The sequence below is a fragment of the Kitasatospora sp. NPDC028961 genome, from assembly GCF_055564815.1.
This window is the reverse complement of record NZ_JBVHVO010000007.1, coordinates 85,522-109,838: the sequence shown is the minus strand read 5'-3', so window position 1 is coordinate 109,838 and position 24,317 is coordinate 85,522. Positions and strand designations below refer to the sequence as shown.

Annotated in this window: 22 protein-coding genes and 1 pseudogene; 11 read left to right on the top strand and 12 right to left on the bottom strand. The window is 75.7% G+C overall.

The features are described from left to right. Positions 1-86 precede the first annotated feature (86 nt). Together ACZ4UX_RS15975 and ACZ4UX_RS15970 are read left to right on the top strand one after the other, a co-directional pair. Positions 87-1,139: an enoyl-CoA hydratase/isomerase family protein gene (locus ACZ4UX_RS15975; RefSeq protein WP_465707084.1), complete on the top strand. Its 1,053-nt coding sequence runs from the start codon at positions 87-89 to the stop codon at positions 1,137-1,139. 181 nt (positions 1,140-1,320) lie between these two features. Beyond that, the gene (locus tag ACZ4UX_RS15970; RefSeq protein ID WP_465707083.1) at positions 1,321-2,100 is read left to right on the top strand and encodes an enoyl-CoA hydratase; all 780 of its coding nucleotides are present in this window, start codon (positions 1,321-1,323) and stop codon (positions 2,098-2,100) included. Between the two features lie 54 nt (positions 2,101-2,154). On the opposite strand, the gene ACZ4UX_RS15965 is transcribed toward ACZ4UX_RS15970, so the two are convergent. Continuing rightward, the gene (locus ACZ4UX_RS15965; RefSeq protein WP_465707082.1) at positions 2,155-4,020 is read right to left on the bottom strand and encodes an NAD-binding protein; all 1,866 of its coding nucleotides are present in this window, start codon (positions 4,018-4,020) and stop codon (positions 2,155-2,157) included. Between the two features lie 167 nt (positions 4,021-4,187). Between ACZ4UX_RS15965 and ACZ4UX_RS15960 the strand changes: the two genes are divergently transcribed. Beyond that, positions 4,188-4,787: an HdeD family acid-resistance protein gene (locus tag ACZ4UX_RS15960; RefSeq protein WP_329490438.1), complete on the top strand. Its 600-nt coding sequence runs from the start codon at positions 4,188-4,190 to the stop codon at positions 4,785-4,787. 42 nt (positions 4,788-4,829) lie between these two features. On the opposite strand, the gene ACZ4UX_RS15955 is transcribed toward ACZ4UX_RS15960, so the two are convergent. Genes ACZ4UX_RS15955 through ACZ4UX_RS15945 form a run of 3 tightly spaced genes read right to left on the bottom strand, consistent with a single transcriptional unit; the run spans position 4,830 to position 7,588 of the window. Then, positions 4,830-5,501: a DUF6461 domain-containing protein gene (locus ACZ4UX_RS15955; protein ID WP_465707081.1), complete on the bottom strand. Its 672-nt coding sequence runs from the start codon at positions 5,499-5,501 to the stop codon at positions 4,830-4,832. Between the two features lie 50 nt (positions 5,502-5,551). Next, entirely contained in the window at positions 5,552-6,940 is a 1,389-nt protein-coding gene (locus ACZ4UX_RS15950) for a CoA transferase (protein WP_465707080.1), read from the bottom strand. A gap of 21 nt (positions 6,941-6,961) precedes the next feature. Next, the gene (locus tag ACZ4UX_RS15945; RefSeq protein ID WP_329490435.1) at positions 6,962-7,588 is read right to left on the bottom strand and encodes a LysE family translocator; all 627 of its coding nucleotides are present in this window, start codon (positions 7,586-7,588) and stop codon (positions 6,962-6,964) included. 117 nt (positions 7,589-7,705) lie between these two features. On the opposite strand from ACZ4UX_RS15945, the gene ACZ4UX_RS15940 reads away from it, so the two are divergent. Next, positions 7,706-8,164: an Lrp/AsnC family transcriptional regulator gene (locus ACZ4UX_RS15940; protein WP_329490434.1), complete on the top strand. Its 459-nt coding sequence runs from the start codon at positions 7,706-7,708 to the stop codon at positions 8,162-8,164. A gap of 24 nt (positions 8,165-8,188) precedes the next feature. On the opposite strand, the gene ACZ4UX_RS15935 is transcribed toward ACZ4UX_RS15940, so the two are convergent. Beyond that, positions 8,189-9,490 carry a cytochrome P450 gene (locus ACZ4UX_RS15935; RefSeq protein ID WP_465707079.1) on the bottom strand — a complete coding sequence of 434 codons (1,302 nt, stop codon included), beginning with the start codon at positions 9,488-9,490 and terminating at the stop codon, positions 8,189-8,191. Positions 9,491-9,579: 89 nt separating this feature from the next. Beyond that, positions 9,580-10,914: an ATP-binding protein gene (locus ACZ4UX_RS15930; protein ID WP_465707078.1), complete on the bottom strand. Its 1,335-nt coding sequence runs from the start codon at positions 10,912-10,914 to the stop codon at positions 9,580-9,582. Positions 10,915-11,284: 370 nt separating this feature from the next. On the opposite strand from ACZ4UX_RS15930, the gene ACZ4UX_RS15925 reads away from it, so the two are divergent. Beyond that, positions 11,285-12,163, top strand: coding sequence for a hypothetical protein (locus tag ACZ4UX_RS15925; RefSeq protein ID WP_465707077.1), 879 nt, complete (start codon positions 11,285-11,287; stop codon positions 12,161-12,163). Positions 12,164-12,414: 251 nt separating this feature from the next. Here ACZ4UX_RS15925 and ACZ4UX_RS15920 read toward each other — a convergent pair whose 3' ends face one another. Next, positions 12,415-12,708, bottom strand: coding sequence for a zf-HC2 domain-containing protein (locus ACZ4UX_RS15920; protein WP_465707076.1), 294 nt, complete (start codon positions 12,706-12,708; stop codon positions 12,415-12,417). A 55-nt stretch (positions 12,709-12,763) separates the two neighbouring features. Between ACZ4UX_RS15920 and ACZ4UX_RS15915 the strand changes: the two genes are divergently transcribed. Next, complete coding sequence (locus ACZ4UX_RS15915) at positions 12,764-13,354, top strand: sigma-70 family RNA polymerase sigma factor (protein ID WP_352287374.1); 591 nt, start codon at positions 12,764-12,766, stop codon at positions 13,352-13,354. 127 nt (positions 13,355-13,481) lie between these two features. Here the strand turns inward: ACZ4UX_RS15915 and ACZ4UX_RS15910 are convergent, their stop codons facing one another. After that, positions 13,482-14,147 carry an NADPH-dependent F420 reductase gene (locus ACZ4UX_RS15910; protein ID WP_359804192.1) on the bottom strand — a complete coding sequence of 222 codons (666 nt, stop codon included), beginning with the start codon at positions 14,145-14,147 and terminating at the stop codon, positions 13,482-13,484. 376 nt (positions 14,148-14,523) lie between these two features. Between ACZ4UX_RS15910 and ACZ4UX_RS15905 the strand changes: the two genes are divergently transcribed. The 3 genes from ACZ4UX_RS15905 (at position 14,524) to ACZ4UX_RS15895 (ending at position 18,606) form a co-directional block, all read left to right on the top strand. Beyond that, positions 14,524-16,023 carry an MFS transporter gene (locus ACZ4UX_RS15905; RefSeq protein ID WP_465707075.1) on the top strand — a complete coding sequence of 500 codons (1,500 nt, stop codon included), beginning with the start codon at positions 14,524-14,526 and terminating at the stop codon, positions 16,021-16,023. Between the two features lie 46 nt (positions 16,024-16,069). Next, positions 16,070-17,410, top strand: coding sequence for a cytochrome P450 family protein (locus ACZ4UX_RS15900; RefSeq protein WP_465707074.1), 1,341 nt, complete (start codon positions 16,070-16,072; stop codon positions 17,408-17,410). 107 nt (positions 17,411-17,517) lie between these two features. Then, positions 17,518-18,606 carry an L-tyrosine/L-tryptophan isonitrile synthase family protein gene (locus tag ACZ4UX_RS15895; RefSeq protein WP_465707073.1) on the top strand — a complete coding sequence of 363 codons (1,089 nt, stop codon included), beginning with the start codon at positions 17,518-17,520 and terminating at the stop codon, positions 18,604-18,606. Here ACZ4UX_RS15895 and ACZ4UX_RS15890 read toward each other — a convergent pair. The 3 genes from ACZ4UX_RS15890 to ACZ4UX_RS15880 are packed head-to-tail and all read right to left on the bottom strand — an operon-like array spanning position 18,591 to position 21,572. After that, complete coding sequence (locus ACZ4UX_RS15890; RefSeq protein WP_465707072.1) at positions 18,591-19,400, bottom strand: ABC transporter ATP-binding protein; 810 nt, start codon at positions 19,398-19,400, stop codon at positions 18,591-18,593. The genes ACZ4UX_RS15895 and ACZ4UX_RS15890 overlap by 16 nt on opposite strands. Continuing rightward, positions 19,397-20,476: a FecCD family ABC transporter permease gene (locus ACZ4UX_RS15885; protein ID WP_465707071.1), complete on the bottom strand. Its 1,080-nt coding sequence runs from the start codon at positions 20,474-20,476 to the stop codon at positions 19,397-19,399. Before ACZ4UX_RS15885 ends, ACZ4UX_RS15890 begins: the two co-directional genes overlap by 4 nt. 4 nt (positions 20,477-20,480) lie before the next feature. Continuing rightward, positions 20,481-21,572 carry an ABC transporter substrate-binding protein gene (locus ACZ4UX_RS15880; protein WP_465707070.1) on the bottom strand — a complete coding sequence of 364 codons (1,092 nt, stop codon included), beginning with the start codon at positions 21,570-21,572 and terminating at the stop codon, positions 20,481-20,483. Positions 21,573-21,703: 131 nt separating this feature from the next. Here ACZ4UX_RS15880 and ACZ4UX_RS15875 point away from each other — a divergent pair, with 131 nt between their 5' ends. Further along, positions 21,704-22,621, top strand: a complete 918-nt coding sequence (locus ACZ4UX_RS15875; RefSeq protein WP_465707069.1) for a helical backbone metal receptor — start codon at positions 21,704-21,706, stop codon at positions 22,619-22,621. Positions 22,622-22,782: 161 nt separating this feature from the next. Next, positions 22,783-23,835: a transglycosylase SLT domain-containing protein gene (locus ACZ4UX_RS15870; protein ID WP_465707068.1), complete on the top strand. Its 1,053-nt coding sequence runs from the start codon at positions 22,783-22,785 to the stop codon at positions 23,833-23,835. Between the two features lie 65 nt (positions 23,836-23,900). Here ACZ4UX_RS15870 and ACZ4UX_RS15865 read toward each other — a convergent pair. Further along, a pseudogene (locus tag ACZ4UX_RS15865) lies at positions 23,901-24,317 on the bottom strand (hypothetical protein); the annotation flags it as partial.

Genomic DNA, 24,317 nt, shown 5'->3' with positions numbered 1-24,317 from the left:
CGGCCGCCGGGGCGGCCACCCGCCGGGGGTACGGTGACGGCGGAGTTCTCCACGACGGACAGCGACGACGAACGGGAGCGGGCCCGATGAGCGCAGAGGTACAGGCCTACCGGGACGGCGGCGTCGGGCGGATCGTGCTCGACCGGCCGAGGGCGATCAACTCCCTGACCCACGACATGATCCGGGCCGTCCGGGCCGCCCTGGACGGCTGGGCGGCGGACGACGCGGTGCGCGCCGTGGTGCTGACCGGCGCCGGTGAGCGCGGCCTCTGCGCGGGGGCGGACATCCGGGCCCTGCACGACGACGCCAAGGCGGGCGGCGCCGGCGCCCGGGCGTTCTTCCGCGACGAGTACCGGCTGAACGCGCTGATCGCCCGCTACCCGAAGCCGTACCTGGCGGTGATGGACGGCATCACCATGGGCGGCGGGGTCGGCCTCTCCGCCCACGGCGCCGTGCGGATCGTCACCGAGCGGTCCGTCGTGGCGATGCCGGAGACCAGGATCGGCCTCGTCCCGGACGTCGGCGGCAGCCTGCTGCTGGCCCGCGCCCCGGGCGAGTCGGGCCTCCACCTCGGGCTCACCTCGGGCTCGATGGGCCCCGGCGACGCCCTGTACTGCGGCTTCGCCGACCACTTCGTGCCCACCGCGCGGATCCCCGCGCTGCTCGCCGCCCTGGCGGGCACCGCCGAGTTGACCGGCGCCGGCCTCACCGCCGCCGTGGCCGCCCACGCCGCCCCGGCACCGCCCGCCGCCCTGGCCGACCGGCGGCAGTGGATCGACGCCTGCTACGCGGCCGACACCGTCGAGGAGATCGTCGAGCGGCTGCTCGGCTGCGGCGTCCCGGAGGCCAAGGAGGCCGCCGAACAGCTGCTCGGCAACGCCCCCACCGCCGTCAAGGTCACCCTCGCCGCGCTGCGCCGGGCCCGCACGCTGCCCTCCCTGGAGGCGGTGCTCGACCAGGAGTACCGGATCTCCTGCCACGCGCTGACCACGCCGGACCTCGTCGAGGGCATCCGCGCCCAGGTGGTCGACAAGGACCGTGCCCCGCGCTGGTCCCCGGCCGAGCCGGCCGGGGTCACCGCGGCCGAGGTCGACCGCTTCTTCGCCCCGCGCGGGGGCGACGAACTCGGCCTGGCCTGACCGCCGTCGGACCGGCCGGGGCGGCGGACCGGCCCCGGCCGGAGCCGACCCGCCGGACGCCGGAGCCCGTGACCACCGTCTCGCATGGCAAGACTGGCGCGAGGCGGGGCCCGTCGTAGATCGTTGGGTGGTCAGGACGCACCCGGTGTGGTGCCGAGCAGCGGAATGGGAGTCAACGGCGATGACCGAGACCTACGAGACGATCCTGGTCGAGCGCAAGGGGCGGGTCGGGCTGATCACGCTCAACCGGCCGAAGGCGCTGAACGCGCTCAACACCCAGCTGATGAACGAGGTGGTCGCGGCCGCCACCGCGTTCGACCGGGACCCGGCGATCGGCGCCATGGTGATCACCGGCTCGGAGAAGGCCTTCGCGGCCGGCGCCGACATCAAGGAGATGCAGGGCAACGCGTTCCCCGACGTCTACCTGGACGACTGGCTGGGCCCGTGGGACCGGCTCGGCGAGCTGCGCAAGCCGGTCGTCGCGGCGGTGGCCGGCTTCGCCCTCGGCGGCGGCTGCGAGCTGGCGATGCTCTGTGACATCCTGCTGGCCGCCGACACCGCGAAGTTCGGCCAGCCGGAGATCAAGCTCGGGGTCATCCCGGGGATCGGCGGCTCGCAGCGGCTGACCCGCGCGGTCGGCAAGGCCAAGGCGATGGAACTCTGCCTGACCGGCCGGATGATGGGTGCCGAGGAGGCCGAGCGGGCCGGCCTGGTCTCCCGGATCGTCCCGGCCGGCGAGCTGCTCGCCGAGGCGCTGGCCACCGCGGAGACGGTCGCGCAGATGTCCACCCCCGCCGCGATCATGATGAAGGAGAGCGTCAACCGGGCGTTCGAGACCACCCTGGCCGAGGGCGTCCGCTTCGAGCGCCGGCTGTTCCACGCGACCTTCGCCACCGCGGACCAGAAGGAGGGCATGGCGGCCTTCGCCGAGAAGCGCCCGCCGGAGTTCACCCACCGCTGATCCGGCACGGGCGGGGGCGGCGGCCGTTCGGCGCCCGCCGCCCCCGCCCGTCCGTCAGCCCTCGGCCACCACCGGGGTGTTGAGCCGGGCGAGGCCGCTGCGGCTGGCGGCGACCACGATCCGGTCCCCCGCTTCGAGGCGGCGGGTGCGGTCGGCGTAGTTCCAGGTGTAGAGGTGCGGCCTGGCGGCGAGCCGGACGGCGACCACCCGGACGCCGCCCGGGTCCTCCAGGTCGTGCCGGTTCATGCCGATCAGCCCGCTGCCCTCCTCCGCCCGCAGCTCCGCGATCAGCAGGACGTGCCGGAACACCGAGAGGGTGCCCAGCACCTCACGCCCCATCAGGGCGGCCGCGAAGGCCGGGGCGGACAGGTAGGAGACCGAGCGGGACGCCGCGTTGTCCAGCGTCGCGTACACGTGCCGGGCGAAGTTGTCGTCGAAGAGCCGGACCACCACGCGGACGTCCGGCTTGCCGGCCCGCGCTTCCAGGGCCGCCTCCAGATTGGTGGCGTCGTCCCCGCTGACCGCGACCACGGCGCGGCTGTGCTTCAGCCGGGCCCGGCGCAGCTGCTCCTCCAGCGGGCCGTCGTCGACCACCACCGGTACGCCGAGGGCCCGGAGCGCGGAGATGCCGCGGGCCTGCGGGTCACGCTCCAGACCGACCACCGGTACGCCCAGGCCGTGCAGTTGGGCGACGACCCGGGTGCCCAGGTTGCCCAGCCCGGCCACGATGACGTGGTCCCGGGTGCCGGCGCCGGGGTTGCGGGGCTGCCCCCGGCGGCCGGAACCGAGCACCTCGACCATGATCGCGGTGGCGACCGGGGCGAAGGTGATCCCGCAGAAGGTGATCACCACCTGGGCCACCCGCTGCCAGGTGCCGCCGGTGCCCGTCCCCGCGGCCGCGTCGGCGTGCTGGTCGGGCTGGGCGGCCCCGGCCAGGTCGAGCAGCGAGACGTAGAGCGACCAGCCGAAGTCCCGGTTGAGGTACCAGAGCAGCCCGAAGGCCATCAGCACCGCCGCCAGCGCGGTGATCAGGACCAGCCGGAGCCGGGCGCTGGTGAAGAAGCGCAGCGTGTCGAGCAGCCGCCAGCGCAGCCGGCGCGACCAGCCGATCCGGATCGGCGGCTCGGTCGGCAGCGCCTGGAGGGCGGCCACCCCGCCGGGCTCCCCGGCCGGCGGTCCGACCGCGGGCTCCGCGCGCCCCGCCGGCTCCGCGCTCCCCGCCTCGGCCGGCCCGGTGCCGGGAGCGCCCTCGCGGCCGCGGCGCACCGGCCCGTCGTCGCCGAACGCGCTGGCCAGCCGGACGAACGGAGCCGAGTCCCCCTCCTGCTCGGGCAGCAGCCGGATCCGGCTGAGGTCCTGCCGGTCGATCCGGTCGGCGACGACGCAGATCCGGCCGGAGTCGATGTCGTCGTCGTAGGCGATGTGCAGGAAGCGGTCACCGACCTGGACGGAGTTGGGCCGGGACAGCGCGGCGGCGGCGAAGGCGGGCGCGGCGGTGGCCGAGCCGGAGAGCGCGGTGCCGTTCCGCAGCAGGCGTTCGATGTTGTCGCCGAGCCGCTGGTTGAACATCCGCAGCACGATGCGGATGCCGGGATTGCGGTCCTGGGCACTGAGCGCGGTGTGGATGTTCTCCTGGTCGCTCCCGTCGACCAGGGCGATCCCCCGCGCGGTCTCGACCCGGACGGCACGCAGCGCCTCCTCCGTGACGCTGCTGTACTCGACCACCGCGGCCACCCCCGGCAGCTGCTCGATCTGCGGCGCGTGGTCACGGGTGCGGTCCGGGACCAGCACCACCACCGGTACCTCGTAGTGTTCGACGAGCTCGACGGCCAGCCGGTGGGCGAGTGCGTTACCGCCGCACACGATGTAGTGCTGGCTGATCGGCTCGCCCGTAGGGGTCCCCCACCCTTCAGACGTCATACCGCCGGACCATATCGACGGCGAGTGATCGGGAGATGTCCGTCCGGTGTCCGGGAGGACCTCAGTTCCGTCCCCCGGACGGGCGAACCCGACGGGCGGTGCGCCGCCCCCGCGACGATCGTCAGGAGTGTCCTCCGCCCCTCCCAAGCCGCCAGGAGTACACCACCGTGGTCTCCCCGATCATCACCCCCGACGGTTCGCCGGTCCGGGGCCCGCTCGGAATGCTCGCCAAGGCCGCCTGGCAGGTGCTGCTGCTCGCCGGGCTCGTCTCGCTCGCCCTCGGGATCATCGTCTTCGCCTGGCCGAAGCAGACGCTGATGGTCGTGGGCGTGCTGTTCGGCCTCTACCTGCTGGTCATCGGCATCGTGCAGCTGGTCGCCGCCTTCGGCACCCATGTCACCACCGCGATGCGGGTGCTGGCCTTCATCAGCGGCGCGCTCTGCGTCCTGCTCGGCCTGCTGTGCTTCCGCAGCGCGGTGCAGTCGCTCCTGCTGCTGGCGCTCTGGATCGGCATCGGCTGGCTGTTCCGGGGCATCACCCAGCTCGTCGCCGCGATCTCGGACGCCGACATGCCGGCCCGCGGCTGGCAGGCCTTCGCCGGGGCGGCCAACACCGTGGCCGGCGTGCTGCTGATGGTCTGGCCGGTCGGCTCGATCACCGCCCTGACCGTGCTCGCCGGGTGCTGGCTGCTGTTCCTCGGCCTGATCGAGATCATCACCGCCTTCCAGGTCCGCAGCCGGGCCAAGGAGATCCCGTCCGGCGTCTGACGGCCGCGGCCCCGCGCCCCGGCGGGCGCCCGGCAGCGGGCGCTACGGCACGGGGGCGTAGCCGATCACGAACTCCGCCGCCCGCAGCCGCTCCGGGGTCAGCCGCAGCCCGGTGAGCTCCTCGCCGAGGGCGAAGGCCGCGGGCGTGGTCCGGTCGATGCCGCGCCCCTCGGCCGTGCTGAGGTCGAAGCCCACCGCCGTCAGCAGCTCCGCCACCGCGTCCGCGTCGGCGCCGTCGCGGTCCGCCGGGAAGAGCGGCTCGAAGTGCAGTCGGTGCCGCTCGCCCTCCTGCCAGTGGAAGTGGTCCACCGCGTTGACGTTCCGGAAGTGCGAGACCAGCCTGGTGCCCTCGGCGAGGCGGGGCAGCAGGCCCCAGCTGGTCCCGAGGTAGCCGTTGACCTCCAGGGCCACCGCCCAGCCGTCGAGTTCGGCGACGGCGACGAGCAGCAGCTCCTCGTCGCCGTCGAGCGCCTCGTCGCCGTGGCCGTCGCCGTCCTCGTCGCCGTCCTCGCCGGTGTCGCCGCCGTCCTCGTACCGGTCCCAGGCCGCCAGGACCTCCGGGGTACCGGTGACCCGCCGGCCGGGGGCGGCGCCGAAGCGGCGGAGCAGCTCGCCGGCGGACACCCCCTCGACCATGGTCAGGCAGTACGCCTCCGTGAGGGTGGCGAACTCCCCGGAGTCGAGCCAGGCGTAGTCGCTCGCGTGCGCGGTCATACCGGGATCCTGCCACCCACCGCCGACAGCTCCCCGGCGGCGGCCGCCCGTCAGCTCCAGGCCGGCGCGTCCGTGCCCCAGCGGCCCGGCGGGCGGGACCAGTCGGCGGGGCCGCCCTGGTAGCCGATCGGCGGGAGCGCGTACCGCAGCCGCCCGTACGGGGAGTCCGCCTCGGTCAGCCACCGCTGCGGGTCGTAGGGCTCCGCGGCCGCCGGGCCGGGGGCGGCGGGCCCGATGCCGTGCTGCAGCCAGGAGGCGGTACCGGCCAGCGAGAAGCGCAAGTGGCGGCCGCCGGGGCGGCCGGTGCGCTGCTCGGTGAGGGCGCGCAGGACGCCGGCGGCGATCAGGTAGCCCGTCCCGTGGTCGAGCGCCTGGGCGGGCAGCGCGCCGGGGCGGCCGTCGGCGCCGGCCTCCGTGACGGCGATGCCGACACCGGCCTGGACCAGGCTGTCGAAGCCGCGGCGCCCGGCCCAGGGGCCGGTCCGGCCCCAGGCGTGGAGCTGGGCGACGACCAGGCCGGGGCGCCGTTCGAGCAGGGCGTCGGGCGCCAGGCCGAAGGCGTCCAGGGCGCCGGGGCGGTAGCCGGTGACGACGACGTCGGCGGTGGCCAGCAGCTCCTCGAAGACCGCGCGGTCGCCGGGGGCGGCGAGGTCCAGCCGGGTGGAGCGCTTGCCGGAGCCGGTGTCGGCGTGGGCGTCCTCGGCCTCGGGCAGCCGGGGCGAGTCGACCCGCAGGACGTCGGCGCCCAGCAGGGCGAGCGTGCGGGTGGCGACGGGGCCGGCGATCACCCGGGTGAGGTCAAGCACGCGGACGCCCTCGGCGGGCAGACCGGCGGGGCCGAGCGGGCGGGCGGCGGCCCCGTCCGTCACCCGGGTCTCGACCAGCGGGAGCGCGGGGCCGCCGGCCGGCGCGACGGCCACCGCGAGCGCTCCCGCCCGGTAGGCGCGCTCCTGGATCCACTCGGCCGGGTGCTCGCGCAGCGTCGCGGCCAGCGGTTCGGGGCCGGTGTCGGCGGGCAGTCCGAGCGCGGTGAGCAGCCGGGCCCGGTGGTGCGGGTAGTTGGCGTGGGTGCGGACCCAGCCGTCGGCGGTCTGCCAGAAGCCGGAGAGCGGGGCGAAGCTGACGGGGGCGCGGCCGTCGATCCGCAGGTGGCGTTCGCTGACGAAGGCGGTGGCCACCGCACCCTGGTCGATCCGGACCGCCGGCACCGGGCCGCCCGACCGCAGCGCGGACAGCTCCCCGGCGGCCAGCGAGCAGGCGGCGACGGTGGCCCGGGCCAGCTGCCGGACCGGCAGCCGGGCGGGCAGCACGCCCTCGGGCCCGTGGAAGGAGACCCGCTCCAGCAGGTCGGCGGGCCCGCCCAGGGCGGCCCAGGCGTGCGCGGTGGGGCCGTCGGGGGCGGCGGCGGGCGGGGTGGCGGGTAGCGGACGCTCTGTCATGCCCGCATTCTGCTCCGGTTCTCAGGCGCTCGCCGTGACGCCCGCCACCAGCATCAGCAGCACCGCGGAGACCATCGTCATCCGCCGGGCGGCCTGCGGGGTGGCGCCGAACCGGCCGCCCAGCCGGCCACTGGCGTGCGCGACCAGGGCGTAGACGACCGCGCAGGCCAGCACGTTGAGCGAGCCGAGCGCGAGCACCTGGCCGCCGACCGGCAGCGCGGCGGCCGGGTCGACGAACTGCGGCACCAGGGAGAGGTAGAGCAGCAGGCCCTTGGGGTTGAGCAGGGCGGTGAGCATGCTCTGGCGCAGCACGGTGGCGGTGGGCTGCGGCGGTGCCTGCGCGAAGGCGGTGGCCCCGCCCCGACGCAACGCGAGGAGCATGCCGGCCGCCAGCACCAGCAGGTACCCGGCGCCGACCAGCCGGAGCACGGGCAGGGCGGCGGGCACCGCCCGCAGCGCGGCGGCGAGGCCGGCGCTGGAGAGCAGGGTGTGCACGGCGTATCCGGCGCAGACGCCGGCGACGGCGACCAGTGCGGCGCGGCGGCCCTGGCCGAGGCCGCGGGCGGCGATGTAGAGCCAGTCGGGGCCGGGGGTGCAGACCAGGAGCAGGTCGACCCCCAGGAAGAGGAGGAGGGCGTGCGTGTCCATGGTCGTGACCTGTCGTGTTCGTTCCGGCGCTACGGTCACTGAAGGTAGCCGGAACGGCTCGGCACACGATGGCCACTTCCTGCCCGTTCGGTCCGCGATTTGGCAGAATATTGCGCTATGGACCGTATCGACCGCAGAATCCTCCGAGAGCTCCAGCAGGAGGGCCGCCTCACCAACGCCGAACTGGCCGCCCGGGTGGACCTCACCCCCTCGCCGTGCCTGCGCCGGGTCCGGCAGCTGGAGCAGGACGGCGTGATCCGCGGCTACCGGGCGCTGCTGGACGGCGCGGCGGTGGGTCGCGGCTTCCAGCCCTTCGTGACGATCACCATGCGGCACGAGGACCGGGCGACGGTGGCCGAGTTCGAACACCGGGTGGCGGAGCTGCCCGAGGTGGTGGAGGCGCACCGGCTCTTCGGCGAACCGGACTACCTGCTGCGGATCGCGGTGGCGGACATCGCGGCCTACGAGCGGTTCATCACCGACGTGCTCTCCGGGCTGCCCGGGATCGCCCAGGTGAACTCGCACCTGACCATGAAGCAGGTGAAGGCCGACCGCGGCATCCCGACCGGCGGGTAGCCGCCCACGGGGGGCGGGGCCGCGTCAGAACGTGAAGCGCAGCGCCCGCACCCGGTGGTCGAAGTTGGACGGGACCAGTTCCGGCTCGCCCACCGAGCGGGCCTGCGGCAGGCGGGTGAAGAGCTCCCGGTAGAGCACCTTCATCTCCTGCCGGGCGAGGTGCGCGCCCAGGCAGTAGTGCGGCCCGCCACCGCCGAAGCCGAGGTGGGGGTTGGGGGTGCGGGTGATGTCGAAGGCGTCCGGGTCGGTGAAGACGCTCTCGTCGCGGTTGGCGGAGCCGAAGAAGAGCACCGCCTTCTCCCCCGCCCGCAGCAGGGGGCCCTCGGGGCCGCCCAGCCGGTGGTCGACGGCCAGCGTGCGGCGGAACTGGATGATCGGCGTCGCGTGGCGGACGATCTCGTCCACCGCGCCGCCGAGGTGGCGGTCCGGGTCGGCGAGCAGCAGGGCCCGCTGCTCGGGGTGGACGGTGAGCAGGTGCAGGCCGTGGGCCAGTGCGTTGCGGGTGGTCTCGACACCGGCGACCAGCAGCAGGGAGAAGAACGCGCCGAGCTCCCGGCCGGTCAGCCGGCGGCCGTCGACGTCGGCGGTGACCAGGGCGGAGATCAGGTCGTCGGTGGGCCGGCGGCGCCGCTCCCGGCCGAGTTCGGCGACCATGCCCTGCATCCGGGCGAGCGCCCGCAGGCCCCGCCCGGGCACCCGGATCCGGCTGCGCAGCGGCCGGGCCACCCCGGTGTTCTCGGAGGCGTGGTTGACCTGGTCGAGGATCGCGCGGCGGGGCTCCTCCGGGATGCCCATCATGTTGCAGATGACCTGGAAGGGGAGCTCGGCGGCGACCGAGGTGACGAAGTCCTCGGGCCGGTCCCGTGCCACCCGGTCGATCAGGCGGGCGGCGACCAGGCGGATGTCGTCCTCGACCCGGGCGATCAGCCGCGGCGTGAACGCCCGGGAGACGATCCGGCGCAGCTGGGCGTGGCGGGGGTCGTCCAGGTTGACCATCGAGTCGCCGAACAGCGCCCGGACCCAGCGGGCGGGTTCGGGGGTGGTGACCCCGGGACCGCTGAGGAACACGGCGGGGGTGCGGCTGGCCTCGACCACGTCGGCGTGCCGGACCAGCGCGTGGTAGCCCTTGGCGCCCTTGGCACTCCTGCCGGTCCTGCCGCCCTTGGCGCCGCCGGCCCGCTCCCCGGCCCGTTCGCCGACGAAGACCGGGCCGGGGAGTCGGCGCAGCTCGGCGAAGGCGGCGGCCCGGGCCGGCGCGGGCAGCTGCCAGAAGCCGGGGTCGGCGAGGTCGACGGCGGCGGTGTCCGTCGCGGCCACTGTGCCCATGCCGGGCCTCCTGTCCTGTCGGTGCCCACATTTAGTCAGCACCGACCGGCAGGGTGTCAAACCGCAACTACCATGCGATGAAACGACATTCAGACGCGCGCATGCGAGGTGATGTCCGCGCCGAACTCCTCGATCATCGCCGGGGTGACGGTCGGCCGGGCCCGGGCGATGGCCGCCAGGTAGTCCTCGGTGCTCGCCCCGTCGGCGGCGTCCGGCCCCGTCGCGTCGGGGTCCGGCCCCGTCACGGCGGCTCCGAGGGGGTCCGCTCCGGCGAGGTCCGCTCCGGCGAGGTCCCGTTCGAAGGCCGCCTGGGCGGCGACCCGGGCGGCGTGCTCGATGTCCGCCGGGGTGAACAGCTCGCTCGCCCCCACCAGCGCGTCGAGGTCCACGTCCGCCCGGCCGGCCGCGTACCGGGACCAGATGGCGGAGCGCGCGGCCGGGTCCGGAGTGCCGATCGGGATCAGGTAGTCGAAGCGGCCCGGACGCAGGAACGCCGGGTCCAGCGAGCGGATCGAGTTGGTCGCGCAGACCAGCAGCCGTTCCTCGCCCTCCCGGAACCCCGGGATGAGCTTGAGCAGCTCGTTGGTGACGCCGTGCATGCCGCCCTGGACGCCCTCGGTGCGCAGCGGCGCGATCTCCTCCACCTCGTCGATGAAGACCAGCGCGCGCTCCAGCCGGCCGATCCGGGCGAAGGCGTCGCGCAGCGCGGCCGCCAGGTTGCCCTCGTCGGCCAGCCGGGACGGCAGCAGTTCGACGAACGGCCAGCCGAGCCGGGAGGCGATCGCCCGGGCGAAGGTGGTCTTGCCGGTACCGGGCGGTCCGAACAGGGCGATCGCGCGCGGCGGGCGCACACCGTGCCGGGCGGCCCGCTCGGGCTCGGCGAGCGGTGCCACCACCCGGCGCTCGATCAGGTTCTTCTCGGTCTCCATGCCGGCCACCTTGGCCCAGAGGTCGCCCGGCAGCAGCCGGCCGCCGAGTTCCTCCAGGAGTCCGCTCGCCGCGCCCGCCTGCGGCTCGTCCTTCTCGAAGTAGGCGGCCGCGGGGCGGCGGGTGTAGCCGGCGTTGTGCAGGCCCTCGCCGAGCAGTTCCTCCTCGGGCAGCACGTAGGCGATGCGGCGCACCCGGCAGGCCACCAGCCGGCGCTCCAGCTCGCGCAGCAGCGAACTCGCCAGGCCCCGGCCGCGCCAGGCCGGCGCGATCGCGATCCGCATCACCCAGGCGCGCTCGCCCGCCACGCAGGCGAGCGCGGCACCGATCGGCGCCCCCTGGTGCACGGCGACCACGGCCGGCTGGCGCGAGGTCAGCGCGCTGATGCACTCCGCCAGGGAGAACACCGACTCCTGGCCGAGCTCCGCCGTGGTGTCGATCAAGTGGACCACCGCCGCGAGGTCGTCCTCGCGATAGTCGTGAACCAGCCAGTACATCGGCCCGCCCGCCTCTCCGTGCTCACCGGCCCGTGCCGTCGTCGAACCGGCGGCGCGGCGCCGCGCGGTGCCCAGACGGTACGGGCGGGCGCGGGCGGCGGTCCCGTGCCGGAACGGACAAGCCGGGGCCGGGCAACCGTACGAACCGCCTCTGGCGCGTCGCCCTCGGGGGCCGGCGACGGCCGGGCGGTGGCGGTCCGCCGACCACGGTCGACTGCCCCTCCGATCGCCCGTCCGATCGCTTGGCCGATTGCCCGTCCGGGCAGCCGGGACCGGGCGGCCGGGCATGCTCTCACGGGGCCGAACCGGCCAATACCCGAGGGCGCGGTCCTGGCCCGCCGGGGCGAATGCGACGATGAGTGTCATCGTGATGACCGACCGAATCCGCGCACTGCGCGCCGTGGTCTTCGCCGCGCTCTGCGTGGCGCTGGCCGCCGCGGCGCACGTCACCATGGCCGGCGCCGGGGTCTCCCCGCCGGTCCTGGCGGGCGCCTTCGGTCTCACCCTCGGCTTCGGCTGGCTGCTGGCCGGCAAGCGGCGGGGGCTCGGTCCGATCAGTGTCTGGATGGTGGCCGCGCAGAGCGCGCTGCACCTGATGTTCGAACAGGCCGGGGCCCTGGCCGCCGACCGCGGCGGGTTCGGCCGCATCGCCACGACGGACTGGGCCGGCCTGCTGCTCTGCAATCCGGACCAGACGCCCACCGGGCTCTCCCCCGCCGACCTGGCCCGGATGGCCGGGATCGACCCCGACGTGCCGCCCGCCACGGGCGTCCGCGTCCTGGCCGGGGCGCACCACCACGGCACCGCGGCCGCGGTGGGCCCGCCTCCGGCCACGGCCGCCGCGGACCACGGGCTGGCGGGCCTGACCGGCGGGTCCGGCCTGTCCGGCGACCCGGCCGGGCTGTCCGGAGCCTCGGGGATGCCGGGGATGTCCGGCCACGACATGGCGGCCCACTCCATGTCGGCCGGGATGCTCACCGCCCACCTGCTCGCCGCACTCGCCTGCGCGCTGCTGCTCCGGCGCGGCGAGACCGCGCTGACCCGGCTGTTCGAACTGCTCGGAGCACTCGGCACCGTGCTGGCCGGGGTCCTGCTGCTCCCGGTGCTCGCCCTGCTCACCCGACCGCGCGGCTTCGAGCCGCCGGTCCCGCCCCGGCCCGCCGCCCGTCGGGCCCGCCCGCCCCGACCGGTCCTGCTCTCGCACGCCCTCGTCCGGCGCGGGCCGCCGTCCTTCGCTGCCGCCTGCTGACGCGCCCGCCGCCCGACGCCGTTCCGGTGTCCGCGCCGCGGTGGGCAGGTCGCCCCGCGCCGTGGCCGTAGGCCGCGCCGCCGGGGCCCGGGCCCGCACGCCCCGCCGCCCCCTGCCGGGACACGGCGATCCGTGCGCGTCCACCGACGCCGAGCGCGCCGCCCGCAGCGGCCGCCGCTCCCGAGCACTCTCCTCAGGACCTCTTCATGCCTGACTACGACGGCGCACCGGCCTCGCCCGGCGCCACCGTCCTACCGCTCCGGCCCCGACCCGCCGTCCCCCTGCCCGGGGCCGCCCGTCACGCCGGGACCGCCCGCACCCGACCCGCGCCCGCCCAGGCTCGCGAGCAGGTTCGCCGACCATGCCGCCGAGGGGCCGTCCGGGTCGATCCCCGTCGTGCGACCGCGCAGCCGTTCCGCCTGCTCCTGCCAGCCGCGGCAGGCCTCGCAGCGCGCGAGGTGCTTGTCCAGCCGCCGGTCCGGCAGACCGGTCGGCTCACCGTCGAGACGGGCGGACAGAGCAGTACGGAACTGGGCGCATCTCATGTGACCATCGTCCCGCACCGGGCCCCGGGCCGGACCGACCGGGTGGGGGTGCGGCATGGATGACGAGCAGCTGACCGCGCTGGCCCTCGCCGCCCGCGCGGGCCGGCCGGCCGACGTCGAGGCCTTCGTCATGGCCACCCAGCGGGACGTGTGGCGGTTCGTCGCCCATCTGACCGACGTGCAGTCCGCCGACGACCTCGCCCAGGAGACCTTCCTGCGCGCGCTGCGGAGCCTGCCCGGTTTCGCCGGCCGCTCCTCCGCCCGCACCTGGCTGCTGTCGATCGCCCGGCGGACCGTCATCGACCGCTACCGCACCGCCGCCGCCCGCCCGCGCTGCGCCGCCCTGCCGGACTGGGAGGAGGCCGCCGAACGGCAGAGCGCCCCGCCCGCCGCCGGCTTCGAGGACGGCGTCGCGCTCGGCGACCTGCTCGACCGGGTGCCCGCGCAGCGCCGGGAGGCCTTCGTGCTCACCCAGGTGGTCGGCCTGAGCTACGCCGAGGCCGCCGCGGTGGCCGGCTGCCCGGTCGGCACCGTCCGCTCCCGGGTCGCCCGGGCCCGCGAGGAACTGATCGCCCGCCTGCGGGCGGCCGAGACCGGCGACCCGGCGTCCCCGGGACCGGCCACCCCGCTGGCCGCCGCCTGCTGACGCCGCGCCACCGGCCCGGTCGGCGCGTCCCGGCCCGGTTCCTCCCTCATCGGGGAAAGGAACCGGGCGGGCGCGCCGACCGGGCCCGGGCCCGGCGCGTCGGGCCTGGTGCGTCAGGCCTGGCGCGTCAGGCCTGGGCGCGGAAGGCGGCGGGGCGCTCGGGCGAGGCCTCGGCCAGCGCCTTGACGACCGCGTCCACGCCGGCCCGCAGACCGTAGACGGGGGTGTCGGGCTGCTGGCGCCAGGAGTCGTCCAGACCGCCCGCGTCCACGCTGTCGAAGCCCAGCTCGTCGATCAGGGCCCGGACGACGCGCTTGGCGGCCTCGTCGTCACCGGCCACCGGGAGCGCCAGCCGGTCCGGGTCGCCCTGCGGGCGCGGCCGCTCCAGCAGGTCCTCGGCGTAGGTGCCGTTGAAGGCCTTCACCACCGGGTGCCCGAGGTGGCCCTCCGTCCACCGGCTCTCGGTCTGCCCCTCCTCGATGGCCGCGATCCGGCCGTCCCGCTGCTGCGGGTAGTAGTTGCCGGTGTCGATCACGACGAAGCCCTCGGCTGCGCCGTCGAACAGGCCGGACGGCAGGTCCGGCACGTTCTTCAGCGGCACCGTCACCACCACGATCTCGGCGCCGCGCGCCGCCTCCGTCGCGGCGACCGGCGTGGCGCCGGTCTCCTCGGCCAGCGCGGCCAGGGTCTGCGGGCCGCGCGAGTTGGCCACGGACACCTCGTGCCCGAGGGCGGTGAGCCGCCGGGTGAGGTTGCCGCCGATGTTGCCCGCGCCGATGATGCCGATCTTCATGATGATCCTTCCGGTCCTGCCGCGATCATGCGTCGTGCCTGGCTGCAACCCCGGAACGGACCGGGCTATTTCCCCGTGCCGCCATCGGAGCGACCCCCGTGCCGCCGTCCGACCGACTCGCCTCCCTGCCGGACCGGCACCGGGCCGACGGGGTCGATCGTGCCGGGAGAACCGGGGCCGAACCAGGGCCGAACCGGCGCTGAACCGAGGGCTTCCTAGATCACTAGTGGTCTAGACCAGCCATCCGGTCGCCCCATTCCGGCCAACCGGGAAATTCCCTCAGGTGTTCGGAACCGGAGCTCCCCCGCCCCCGACTGCTGTACCGGACGCCGCCGACGAGGCGGTGTCGCACGGCACGGCAAGCGGAGGAGGACCCATGGCAGCGCGACAGGCGCCGGCCACCGGCGGACCGGGTGACGGTCCGGCAGAGCCGCCGGACCGGTGGATCCTGGTCGTGGCGGCCGGGCTGCTCTCGTTCGTGGCGATGCTCGACATGAACGTCGTCAACCTGGCGCTCACCGACATAGCCGCCGGACTGCACGTCTCGCCGACCACCGCCCAGTGGGCCGTCCTCGGCTACCAGCTCCCGCTGGTGGCGCTGCTGCTGCCGGCCGGGCGCTGGCTCGGCCAGGTCGGCGCCCGGTCCGCCCTGCTCCTGGCCGTCAGCTGCTTCGCGCTCTGCAGCGTGCTCGCCGCCGTCGCCCCGTGGGCGGGCTGGCTGATCGCGGCGCGGCTCGCCCAGGGCGCCTTCGGCGCGGTGCTGTTCGTGCTGATGCCGGTGCTGGCCGCCACCGCCGTCCGGCCCCAGCTGCGCGGCCGGGCGATGAGCGTCCCCGCCACCCTCGGCCCGCTCGGCGCCGTCACCGGGCCGGTGCTCGGCGGCCTGCTGCTCGACCACGTCGGCTGGCGGGCCATCTTCCTGGTCAAGCTGCCGGTCTGTCTGGTCGCCCTGGCGATCGCCTACCGGCACGCCCCGCGGGGCGGCCGGCTGCGCCTGCCCGACCGGGGCTCCCTCGGCGACGCCGCGCTGATCGGCTCGGCCGTGGCCGCCGTCATGCTCGGGCTCACCCTCGCCCCCGACCGGCCCGGCCTGCTGCTGCTCGCCCTGCCCGCCGCCCCGCTGGTGGCGCTCTGGCTGCGCCGGCCCGGCGGGCGGCCGGTCACCGCCGTGCTGCGCGCCTCCGGCACCGCCGGCGTGAACGGCTCGGTGCTGGCCCTGGCCGCCGGCTTCGCCGCCACCCACTACCTGCTCGCCCAGCACCTGCGCCGGGACGACGGGATCAGCGCCACCACCACCGCCCTGACCATGCTGGCGTTCCCGCTGGGCATGGTGCTCGCCGGCCGCTTCGGCGGGCGGCTGGCCGACCGCTGGGGCGCCCGGCCCACCGCGCTGACCGGCGCCGTCGTCACCGCCACCGGTCTGCTGCTGCTCGTCCCGCTGGACTCCGGTTGGACGCCGGCCGACATCTCCTGGCGGCTCGCGCTCGCCGGGGCCGGCATGGGCCTCAACGGCGGCCCGGTGCAGGCCCTGGTGATGAGCGCCGCCCGCGCCGGGCAACTGGCCACCGCCGGCTCCGTCGTCCAGCTCTCCCGCAGCCTCGGGTTCGCCCTCGGCCCGGCCCTCGGCACCTCCGCCGCCCTGGTCGGCGGCAGCGGCCCCACGGCCGGCCGCGCCGGACTCGTCCTCGCCACGCTGGCCGCCACCACGGCCGTGGCCCTCCTCGCCCTGCACCACCGCGCCCACCGCGCCGCCCGCGCCGCCCGCGCCGCCCGCGCCGCCCGCGCCGCCCGCGCCGCGCTCCCCCCGCTCCCCGAGCAGGCCGGGAGCACCGACGGGGCGAGCGGGGCCGACAGCACGACGCGCTCCAGATCCTGACGAAGCGCCCTCGCGCGCACCACCGATCCCGACCGGAGGACCCCGCATGACCGACACCGTCCACGACCCGACCGCCGCCGACGCCGGCCCGGCGGACGCCCCGCGCTGCCCGTTCGGTTACGACGAACTCCCGGACCCGGTACCGCTGTACGGGCCCGCGTACAAGAGCGACCCCTATCCGCTCTACCGGCGGATGCGGGAGGCCGGGCCGGTCCACCGCGTCCGGTTCCCCAGCGGGATCGCCGCCTGGCTGGTGACCGGCTACCGGGCCGCCCACGAGACCCTCAACGACCCGCGACTCGGCAAGAACCACGCCCTGGGCAACGAGGGCTGGCGCCGGCTCGCCTCGATCATGCCCGAGCCGCAGCACTCCCAGCTCCAGGTCCACCTGCTGCACCAGGACCCGCCGAAGCACACGCAGATGCGCCGGCTCGTCCTGGACGCCTTCGCGCCGCGCCGGGTGGAGTCCCTGCGGCCGCGCGTCCAGGAGCTCGCCGACGCCCTGGTCGACGAGCTGCCCGGGACCGGCGGCGCCGACCTGGTGGCCGGCTTCGCGGCCCACTACCCCTTCCGGGTGCTCGCCGAAGTCATCGGACTCCCGCCGGAGTTGGCCGCCCGCTTCGACCGGGACTGGGGCAAGGTCGTCCAGCCGGTCGGCCCGCAGGACCCGGGCCGGCCGGCCTACGAGGGCCGGCTGCGCGGCCTCCAGGGGTACATCGCCGACGTGGTGGCCCACAAGCGCGCCCACCACGACCCCGCCGGGCCCGACACGGACCTGCTCGGCCGGCTCGTCGCCGCCTGTGACGCGGGCGAGTTGACCCCCGAGGAGCGCGACTCGATCGTGTTCCAGCTGCTGGTGGCCGGCCAGGAGCCCGTCACCAACCAGATCACCACCATGCTGATCACCCTGCTGCGCCACCCCGAGCAGCTCGCCCGGCTGCGCGACGGCATCGCCGCCGACCCGGGCCTGCTCACCCGCGCGGTGGAGGAACTGCTGCGCCACGACGCCGCGTTCGAGCTCACCACCTGGCGCTTCTTCGCCGAGGACAGCGACCTGTACGGCACGACCGTCCCCGCCGGCGACTCCGTGATCGTCTCGCTCTGCGCCGCCAACCGCGACGACGAGCAGTTCCCCGAGGCCGACGTCCTCGACTTCGACCGCACCCCCAACGCCCACCTGGCCTTCGGCCACGGCATCCACTACTGCCCCGGCGCGGCCCTGGCCCGGCTCGAACTCCAGATCGCCCTCGCCACCCTGCTCACCCGGCTGCCCGGACTGCGGCCGTCCACCGAGGACGGCGCGGGCATCGACGCGCTCACCTGGGTGCCCGCCGTGCTCGCCCGGGGCGTGAACCGCCTCCCGGTCGCCTACGACCGGCGGGTCTGACCGCCCCGAAGCCCCCGCGCTCCCTCCCGTCGTCCCGGCGGCCACCGCCGGGCGTGGCTCCCGCCTGCCCCGAAGCCCGCACACCGCTCGTCCCGTGGAGGACCACCATGCCACCTACCGGCGTCGCGACCGACTCCCCGACCGACACCCGTTCCCCGGCCGCCACCGCGGCCGGTACCACCGCCCGACCCGCCGAACACGGGCCCACCGACCACCGAACCGCCGAGCCCCGGCCGGGCGCCGCCCCGCCCGGCGCCGCCCGCCGCCCCGGCGCCCCGGCGCCGGAGTCCGTGCCGCGGATCTGCGCCGCGATCCTGGAGCTGCTGCTCCCGCACCGCCGGGCCTCCGACCCCGAGGTCGACGCCACGACCGCCGACTTCCCGCTCCAGCTGGAGCAGTTGGCCGACTTCGTCGCCGCCGGCGACCCGATCGTGTTCACCCTGCCCGGCTTCCCCTGCAAGTCGCCCAACTCCGCCAAGGTCCTCGGCCACCTGCCCGACGAGGGCGAACGCCTCTCGCTCACCTTCCTCGACCGGCTCTGCGAGGAGATCGGCACGCTCTACGAGCCCGGCGCGCAGATCCTCATCTGCTCCGACGGCCACATCTTCGGCGACCTCATCCACGTCCCCGACGACCACATCGACGAGTACTCCGACGCGCTCTCCGCGATGATCGCGCGGGAGGGCCTGAGCCACCTCGCCACCTTCGACCTGCGGGCCGTCCTCGGCGACCTGCCGTTCGACGAGAAGCGGGCCCGGGTGCACGCCCAGTACGCGCCCAGCAAGGAGGAGTTGCGCGAGCAGGTGCTCACCGACGAGGAGACCCTGCGCCTCTACCGCGGCATCACCCGGTTCCTCACCGAGGACACCGCCGGCTTCACCGGTACCAGGTCCGCCCTGCAGCGCGACTGCCGGCAGCGCGCGTACGGCGTCATCCAGCGCAGCCGCGCCTGGGGCGACCTGATCGCCGAGCAGCACCCCCGGTCCTTCCGGCTCTCCATCCACCCCCAGCGGGTCGGCGTGGCGAAGTTCGGCATCCGACTGCTGGAGGCCGCCGACGTCTGGATGACGCCGTGGCACTCCGCGGTGCTCCACCGCCCCGACGGGCGCTGGGAGTTGCTACGCAGCGAGGAGGCCGGGCGGATCGGCCGGCTGGTGGAGCGCGACGGCCGCCCGAGCCACTACGAGACCTCCTGACGCTTCGGCGATCCCGCCATCGAGGCGGGCGTGCGGTGGTCGAACGCGATCAACGGATCACCCGTGAGCGGGTGTTCGACCACCGCCGCCCGCACCCCGAAGACCTTGGCCAACAGCTCGGGGGTCAGCACCTCGCGCGGCGGCCCGGACGCCACCAGGGCGCCTTCGTGCAGAACGTGCAGGCGGTCGCAGACCGAGGCCGCCGCGTTGAGGTCGTGCAGCGCGATCAGCGTGGTGCGGCGCTGTTCGCGCAGCAGCCCGAGCAGCTCGACCTGGTGCCGGACGTCCAGGTGGTTGGTCGGCTCGTCCAGCACCAGGACGTCCGGCTGCTGGGCCAGCGCCCTGGCCAGCAGCACGCGCTGGCGTTCACCGCCGGACAGCTGGGCGAACCGGCGGTCCGCCGCGCCGGCCATCTCGACCCGCTCCAGGGCGTCCGCGACCAGCCGGTGGTCCTCCGCGTCGTCCGCCGCGAAGGCCCGCTTGTACGGGGTGCGGCCCATCGCCACCACCTCGCGGACGGTCAACTCGAAGTCCCCGCCGCGCTCCTGGGGCAGCGCGGCGATGTGCCGCGCGGACTGCGCGGCGGTCAGCCCGGCCAGCTCCCGGCCGGCCAGCAGAACCCGCCCGGCACTCGGCCGCAGATGCCGGTAGACGGTGCGCAGCAGGCTGGACTTGCCGCTGCCGTTCGGACCGACCAGCCCGGCGATCTCCCCCTCCTCGGCGACCAGGTGGACGCCGGCCACCACCGTCCGTCCGGACAGGGTGACACTCAGATCCTCGACCGCGATCCTCAATTCCGCTCCAGTCGTCGGTCCAGCAGGAAGAGCAGGGTGGGCGCGCCGAGCAGCGCGGTGACCACCCCGATGGGCAGCTCCTGGGTGTCCAGGGCGGTCCGGGCGAGGGTGTCGACCACCACCAGCAGCACCGCCCCGGTGAGCGCGGACAGCGGCAGCAGCCGGCGGTGGTCGCCGCCGACCAGCAGCCGGCAGACGTGCGGCACCATCAGCCCGACGAAGCCGATCGCGCCCGAGACGGCGACCAGCACCCCGGTCAGGACGCTGGTGACGACGAAGATCTCGCGGCGCAGCCGGGTGACGTCCACCCCGAGCCCGGCCGCCGTCTCGTCGCCCATCAGCAGCGCGTTCAGGCTCCGCGCGCGGGCCTGGAGCAGCGCCAGCCCGAGGGCCACCGCGACAGCGGGGATGGCCAGTTGACCCCAGACCGCGCCGCTGAGGCTGCCCATCAGCCAGAACAGCACGCCCCTGGTCTGCTGTTCGTCGCTGGTCTGCAGGACGAGGTAGCTGGTGAAGCCGGCGAGGAACTGGCCGATGCCGATGCCGGCCAGCACGAGCCGCAGCGGCGAGAACCCGCCGCCGCGCCGGGCCAGCAGCCAGACCAGGGAGAACGCCGCCAGCGCGCCGAGGAAGGCGGCCAGCGAGATGGTCAGTCCGATCGCGCTGCCGAAGGCCAGCTCCAGGCCGAGGCCGCCGCCGAGGACGATCACCGCGACCGCGCCGAGCGAGGCTCCGGAGGAGATCCCGAGCAGGTAGGGGTCGGCGAGCGGGTTGCGGACCAGTGCCTGGACGGCGGTGCCGACCAGGCCGAGCCCGGCCCCGACCATCGCCGCCAGCAGGGCGCGCGGGACGCGCAGTTGCCAGACGATGAGGTCCCGGGTGCCGGGCTCGGGAGCGCGGCCGGTGAGCCGGTGGGCGACCACCGACCAGACCTCGCCCGGGGCGATGTCCACCGAGCCGAGCGAGACGGCGGCGGTCAGCGCGGCGACCAGGGCGAGGGCGAGCACGACGGCCAGCGGCCCGGCGCGCAGCGTCCCCGTCCGGCTCCGCCTGGCGGTGACGGCGGCCGATGCCACCGGCCTACCGGCCCTTCTCGACGAGCGCCGGGTACACGGTGGCGGCGATCTGCCCCACCGTGTCGGCGTTGCGCACCCCGGCGATGGTGGTGACCTCGGAGCCGATCCGCAGGAAGTGGCCCTCCTGGACGGCCTTCAGGCCCTGGGTCGCGGGGAAGCCGCGCAGGAAGGCCTCGGCGTCCTCGAACGCCTTGCGGTTCTCCTCCTCGGTGCCCCGGTTGCGCACGGCGAGCTGGATCCAGTCCGGGTTCTTGGCGACCACGTCCTCCCAGGACGCCGGCTTGAAGTCGGCGTCGCAGTCGGCGAACACGTTGCGGGCGCCCGCCAGGGTGATGACCGCGTTGGCGACCTGCCGGCCGCAGACCGATATCGGCTGCTTGGTCCCGGCGTCGAAGTCGAACAGGAAGTAGCTCGGCCGCTGGTCGGCGGGCACCGCGGCGGTCGCCGTGCGGACCTCGGCGATCTGCCGCTCCATCCCGGTGACCAGTTCCTCGGCCCTGGCCGCCGTACCGGTCACCGCGCCGAGCCGGCGGATGTCCTCCTCCACCTGGGAGAGGTCGGTGCGCGGCGCGGGGGCGGCCTTCGGCGTACCGGCGCAGGCGGTGGAGAGCAGCATGACGTGCTGGATCCCCGCGGCCGCGAACTCCTGCTCGCTCGGCACCGCGCCCGCCCCGCCCATCATCGGCATCGAGCCGAAGGTGTCCACGTAGAGGTCGGCGCCCGAGCCGAGCAGCTTCTCCTTGGCGATCACCTTGGCGCCCAGGACGGGCACCTTCGCGCCCTGCTCGGCCAGCGCCGCCGGCAGGCTGCCCTTGCCCGGCGGGAACCCGGTGCCGACGACCCGGTCGCCCGCGCCGAGCTGGAGCAGCATCTCCAGAGCGGCGGCGTTGCTGGTGACGATCCGCTTCGGGGCCTGCTGGACGGTGGTCTCCTTGCCCTGGCAGTCCGCCACCCTCACCGGGAACCCGGAAGCGGGGGACTGCCCCGCCCCACCCGTCCCGTCACCGCCGGCGCTGCTCCCCCCACCGCCGCTCCCGCAGGCCGTGGCGAACAGGGCGATGGCGGCCGCGATGCCGCAGAACACGCGAGGGCGCATGGAACTCTCCTGGTCAATGATCGTGCTCGGGCCCTTCCTGGGAGCCCGGACCAGGTAGTCGGCCGCCGCACCCGCCCGGTTCCCACGACTTTCCCCCGCCGGACGGGCCCGTTCGGCCTAGGGTTTGCCGCATGGCCTCCCACCTCGCCCAGCCGCCCGAGCCGCCCGGGCCGCCGTCCGACCCGCCGTCAGGGTCCGGTCCGCGAGCGGGGTCCCGGCCGGGCGGGCCCGGCGGGGTGACCGTCGGCGGGCCGCAGCTCCGGGTGGACGACCTCGGGCTGCGGGTGCCGGTCGGGCCCGGCCCGGTCCGGCGGATCGTGTCGCTGGTCCCCTCGCTGACCGAGGCCGTCGCCGCCACCGCTCCCGGCCTGCTGGTCGGCGCCACCGACTGGTGCAGCCACCCCGCCGACCTCGCCGTGGCCAGGATCGGCGGCACCAAGAACCCCGACGTCCGCCGGATCGCGGCCCTCGCGCCGGACCTCGTGCTCGCCAACGACGAGGAGAACCGCCGCCCCGACCTCGACGCGCTGCGCGCCGCCGGCCTGGCCGTCTGGGTCACCGACATCCGCACCCTGGAGCAGGCCTTCGACTCCCTCCACCGCCTGCTCACCCTCGGCTGCGGACTCCCCCGCCCCGCCTGGCTGGACGCCGCCGAGGCCGCCTGGGCGGACGTCGCCCCGCCCGGGCCGGTGCTCCGGCGGGCCGTCGTCCCGGTCTGGCGCCGGCCATGGATGGTGCTCGGCCGCGACACCTTCGCCGGCGACCTGCTCCGGCGCCTCGGCGTCCGGGTGACGCTGCACGCCGGCCACCCGGACCGCTACCCCGCCGTCCCCCTGCCCGACCTCCTCGCGAGCGGGCCCGAGGTGGTCGTCCTCCCGGACGAGCCGTACCGCTTCACCGCCGAGGACGGCCCCGAGGCGTTCCCCGGCATCCCGGCGGCCCTGCTCAGCGGACGCCATCTGACCTGGTACGGACCGTCGTTGGCGCAGGCGCCCCGGGTACTCGCCGCGCAGCTGGCCCGCGCCCGGCCGGGAGCGGCGCCGGACTGACCGGGCCGCCCCGAGCCGGACCGCCACGCGGCCGCCGGGACGCCGGAGCCGCGTACCGAACGTCACCCCGGGGCCCGCGTCGGTAGGACGATCACACCGTCGTAGGATGACCGCCTCTCGCCGGGACGGCCGGCGAAAACGGGGGGCGGAAATCCATGAAGGTGCGTGCTTCACGGCAGGCGCTGGTTCTCGTGTCGGCGGCGGCCGTGTCGACGGCGCTGCTGACGGGCTGCGGCAGCAAGAAGGCGGACGGCAGCACCGACGCCGCGGCGGGCCCGGCGGTGGCCGCCACCGCCGGGGTGTCGCCCTCCGGGACCCCGACGGCCGACGCCCCGGCGACGGCGAGCCCTTCGCCCGGCACGAGCACCTCGCCCGGCCCCAGCGCCTCGCCGAGCGCGACGGCGGGCAAGTCGGCCAAGCCGAGCCCGACCGCGTCGGCGAGCACGGCCAGGCCCGGCACCACCAAGCCCGCGGACCCGGCCGCCAAGGCCACCAGCGCGCCCCCGGCGGCCCAGGCGGCCCCGGCCCCGGCCCCGGCAGCCGTCGCCGCGGCGCCCGCACCGACCGCGAAGCCCGGCCCGGTCGCGCCCCCGCCGCCGCCCGCGCCCGCCACCCCGCACGTCCCGCCGCTGCAGAGCGGCTGCACCCCGACCAAGCTCCAGCCCGACGAGCCGAAGGAGGCCGTCGCGGCGGCGCTCGGCTCGGCCGCCGGGCAGTCCCGGACGCTGTTCCTCAGCAACGGCGGCACGGACCGGCTCCCGGCGCTGCCGGTCAACCTGGTCAAGGCGATCGCCTGGCAGGAGAGCGGCTGGCAGTCCGGCATCCTCGCCTGCGACGGCGGCATCGGCACCATGCAGATCATGCCCGCCACCGTCAGCTGGATGAACAGCAAGTTCGGCACCACCTCCGACCCGAAGACGCTGGCCGGCAACGTCCAGCTCGGCACCCAGCTGCTCGACTGGCTGGTCGCCTACTTCGGCGACTCCTCCTTCGGCGGGAAGTACGACCTCTCCCCCGACCCGGCCACCGGCCGGACACCGCTGCTCGACCTGGTGATCGCCGCCTACAACGCGGGCGCGGGCAACGTGCACTACAACACCGTCACCGACCCCGTCACGGGCGCGACCGGCGGGAGCGTGGCCATCCCGAACCCGGGCTACGTCGCCAACGTCAAGGCGCTGATGGCCGGCGCCCCCTGGAACAAGGCCGGCTGACCACGGCGAAGGGCCCGGTGCGGGAGGCGTACCTCCCGCACCGGGCCCTTCGGCGTCGCTTCGGGTCAGCCGCGCGCGGCCGTCACGGCGGCGCCCAGCGCCTCCTTGATGCGCGGGCCGAGGCGACCGAAGCCCAGCTCCTTCATCGCCGCCCGCAGCAGCTCCTCGTCGCTGCGGTCGACACCGTCACCGTCCACCCAGCGCACGACGGCGAGCAGCTCGTCGGCCGAGTAGGCGGTCACCGGACGCCCCGGCGTGAAGTCCGGCTTCCCGGGCCCGGCGGCAGGGGCGGCCTCGGGGGCCTTGGCAGCCTTGGGGGTTTTGAGGGCGGGCTCGGGCTTGACGGCCGGCTCCGCCTCGGCGAACCCGGCCTCGGCGACCTCGGCGACCTCGGCAACCGGCACGGCTTCGGTCTCGGGCTCCACGACCACGACGACCTCGGCAGTCGCCTCGGTGACCTCCGGCTCGACCTCAGCAGTCGG

What these genes read in the sequence shown, in the direction of transcription:
- ACZ4UX_RS15975 (WP_465707084.1), top strand. Translation starts at nt 87, where the DNA reads ATGAGCGCAGAGGTACAGGCCTACCGGGACGGCGGCGTCGGGCGGATC.
- ACZ4UX_RS15970 (WP_465707083.1), top strand. Translation starts at nt 1,321, where the DNA reads ATGACCGAGACCTACGAGACGATCCTGGTCGAGCGCAAGGGGCGGGTC.
- ACZ4UX_RS15965 (WP_465707082.1), bottom strand. Translation starts at nt 4,020, where the DNA reads ATGACGTCTGAAGGGTGGGGGACCCCTACGGGCGAGCCGATCAGCCAG.
- ACZ4UX_RS15955 (WP_465707081.1), bottom strand. Translation starts at nt 5,501, where the DNA reads ATGACCGCGCACGCGAGCGACTACGCCTGGCTCGACTCCGGGGAGTTC.
- ACZ4UX_RS15950 (WP_465707080.1), bottom strand. Translation starts at nt 6,940, where the DNA reads ATGACAGAGCGTCCGCTACCCGCCACCCCGCCCGCCGCCGCCCCCGAC.
- ACZ4UX_RS15945 (WP_329490435.1), bottom strand. Translation starts at nt 7,588, where the DNA reads ATGGACACGCACGCCCTCCTCCTCTTCCTGGGGGTCGACCTGCTCCTG.
- ACZ4UX_RS15940 (WP_329490434.1), top strand. Translation starts at nt 7,706, where the DNA reads ATGGACCGTATCGACCGCAGAATCCTCCGAGAGCTCCAGCAGGAGGGC.
- ACZ4UX_RS15935 (WP_465707079.1), bottom strand. Translation starts at nt 9,490, where the DNA reads ATGGGCACAGTGGCCGCGACGGACACCGCCGCCGTCGACCTCGCCGAC.
- ACZ4UX_RS15930 (WP_465707078.1), bottom strand. Translation starts at nt 10,914, where the DNA reads ATGTACTGGCTGGTTCACGACTATCGCGAGGACGACCTCGCGGCGGTG.
- ACZ4UX_RS15925 (WP_465707077.1), top strand. Translation starts at nt 11,285, where the DNA reads ATGACCGACCGAATCCGCGCACTGCGCGCCGTGGTCTTCGCCGCGCTC.
- ACZ4UX_RS15920 (WP_465707076.1), bottom strand. Translation starts at nt 12,708, where the DNA reads ATGAGATGCGCCCAGTTCCGTACTGCTCTGTCCGCCCGTCTCGACGGT.
- ACZ4UX_RS15915 (WP_352287374.1), top strand. Translation starts at nt 12,764, where the DNA reads ATGGATGACGAGCAGCTGACCGCGCTGGCCCTCGCCGCCCGCGCGGGC.
- ACZ4UX_RS15910 (WP_359804192.1), bottom strand. Translation starts at nt 14,147, where the DNA reads ATGAAGATCGGCATCATCGGCGCGGGCAACATCGGCGGCAACCTCACC.
- ACZ4UX_RS15905 (WP_465707075.1), top strand. Translation starts at nt 14,524, where the DNA reads ATGGCAGCGCGACAGGCGCCGGCCACCGGCGGACCGGGTGACGGTCCG.
- ACZ4UX_RS15900 (WP_465707074.1), top strand. Translation starts at nt 16,070, where the DNA reads ATGACCGACACCGTCCACGACCCGACCGCCGCCGACGCCGGCCCGGCG.
- ACZ4UX_RS15895 (WP_465707073.1), top strand. Translation starts at nt 17,518, where the DNA reads ATGCCACCTACCGGCGTCGCGACCGACTCCCCGACCGACACCCGTTCC.
- ACZ4UX_RS15880 (WP_465707070.1), bottom strand. Translation starts at nt 21,572, where the DNA reads ATGCGCCCTCGCGTGTTCTGCGGCATCGCGGCCGCCATCGCCCTGTTC.
- ACZ4UX_RS15875 (WP_465707069.1), top strand. Translation starts at nt 21,704, where the DNA reads ATGGCCTCCCACCTCGCCCAGCCGCCCGAGCCGCCCGGGCCGCCGTCC.